Annotated in this window: 1 protein-coding gene; it reads left to right on the top strand. The window is 52.9% G+C overall.

The features are described 5' to 3' along the window. Positions 1 to 158: 158 nt before the first annotated feature. The gene (locus tag NP596_RS21055) at positions 159 to 2,039 is read left to right on the top strand and encodes a cytochrome c peroxidase (RefSeq protein ID WP_256617347.1); all 1,881 of its coding nucleotides are present in this window, start codon (positions 159 to 161) and stop codon (positions 2,037 to 2,039) included. Positions 2,040 to 2,152: the final 113 nt, after the last annotated feature.

The following is a 2,152-nucleotide window of genomic DNA, read 5'->3' on the forward strand; positions in this document are numbered from 1 at the left end:
TCAATATTTCAATATCCAGCCCTAAATCCGCCAGCTTAAAATACAAGCCGAAGTTGACAGCGGCGGCCAAATAGAATATTAGTTTTTTATAATATGTGTTGCTGGGATAAATGGAATGCCCGCCGGCGAAATTTAAACCCACAGCTTGGGCAGAATTTATGAAAACGTCTTATTTTATCGGCCTGTTGGCTATGTTATGCGGTTTTGCCTGTCGGGCCGAAACCGCGCCTGCAACTCCCTTGGCACCCGGTTATGCCGCTTTGCCGTATCCATTGGCCGCGCCCGCCAGTTACACGCTGCCGGTGATTGGTGCCGCCGGCGACGGCGAGATATTGACCAGCGACAACCAGCCCAAGCGCCTGCACGATTTGATGGGCGATAAAGTGGTGTTGTTAAGCTTTATTTATGCCACTTGCAGCGATGTAAACGGTTGCCCGCTGGCGACCCAGGTGCTACATAAAATCAGCCGGCAATTGCAGAAACAGCCGGAATTGGCGGCAAAACTGCGTTTGCTGACCTTGAGTTTCAATCCTGCCAATGACACGCCGGAGATGATGCGCCATTACGGTTCCGGCTTTAAAACCGGCGAGTTCGATTGGCGGTTTTTGACCACCCGCGACGAACAAACCCTGCAACCGATACTGGACGCCTATCAGCAAAACGTGCAAAAAATTTACGACGAAAAAGGTCAATTCACCGGCACTTTTTCGCACTTGCTGCGGGTTTATCTGATCGATACCGACAAAAATATCCGCAATATCTACAACGTGGACTTTCTGCATGCCGACACGGTGATCAACGACGTAAAAACGCTGCTGGTAGACCACAAACCGGCGGCGGCCCAACCGGCGGCCGGAGAAAGCCTGTACCAAGCCGGCGACAACAAACAGAACTATCAGCAAGCCGATTATCAAACCCGCTCGCTGGCGCTGGAACATCGGCAAGGCAAGCCGGCCAAACTGATCGAGTTTGCCAATAAACCGCCGCTGGGCTTGCCGAAACTACCGCAGCCCAAAGACAACCCGCTGACTAGCGCTAAAATCGAATTGGGCCGCAAGCTGTTTTACGACCGCCGCTTGTCGTTCAACAATACTTTTTCCTGCGCGATCTGCCATATTCCGGAGCAGGGCTTCAGCAGCAACGAAATGGTCACTGCCGTGGGCATAGAGGGCCGTAGCGTGCGGCGTAACAGTCCGTCGCTGTATAACGTCGGTTATGCGCAATTGCTGTTTCACGATGGCCGCGAAAACAGCCTGGAACAGCAGGTGTGGGGGCCGCTGCTGGCGCATAACGAAATGGGCAACCCGTCCGTCGGTCATGTGGTGGATAAAATCAAAACCAGCTCGGATTATCGGGGCCGGTTCGAAAAGGCCTTTAACAAAGGCCCGACCATGGAAACCATAGGCCAGGCTTTGGCTAGTTACCAGCGCACCTTGAACTCGGCGGATTCGCCGTTCGACCGCTGGTATTTCGGTAAACAAAGTCAGGCCTTGAGCGATGCGGCACAGCGCGGCTTCAAGCTGTTTACCGGCAAGGCGGCCTGCACTAGTTGTCACAGCATAGACGAAAAATCCGCCTTGTTTACCGACCAGAAACGCCACAACACCGGCATCGGCTATGCCGAGTCCATGCAAAAAGCGCCGGAAAAGCAGCGGGTGCAAGTGGCGCCAGGGGTGTTTGTGGATGTGGATAATAAAAGCCTGCAAGGTGTCGCCGAAGCCAAGCCCAACGACTTGGGCTATTACGAAATCAGCCAAAACCCGGCCGACCGTTGGGCCTACACAACCCCTTCCTTGCGTAACGTGGCGCTCAGTGCGCCCTACATGCACAACGGCAGTCTGGCCAGCCTGAAACAGGTGGTGGCGTTTTACAACCAGGGTGGCATCGCCAACGAAAACCTGTCGCCGTTGATCAAGCCCTTGGGTTTATCGGCCGCGGAAATCGACGATCTGGTGGCGTTTTTACAGGCGCTGAACGGCAGCAACGTCGAAACGCTGGTATCCGATGCCTTTGCGGCACCGGTGGGGGATAGCCGGTAAACGTCGTAAGGTACGGCTTACTTTTCGATACAAAAACTAAATTATTAATAATATCAAGTGGTTGAATCTTTTAATGGGTAAAACAGGGGTAAAATTTGAATATTTTTTGATTT

The sequence above is a fragment of the Methylomonas rivi genome (genome assembly GCF_024505165.1).
In the GTDB taxonomy this organism is placed as follows: domain Bacteria; phylum Pseudomonadota; class Gammaproteobacteria; order Methylococcales; family Methylomonadaceae; genus Methylomonas; species Methylomonas rivi.

Excerpts from the sequence above, each read along its gene's own strand:
- NP596_RS21055 (WP_256617347.1), top strand. The coding sequence starts at position 159 with ATGAAAACGTCTTATTTTATCGGCCTGTTGGCTATGTTATGCGGTTTT.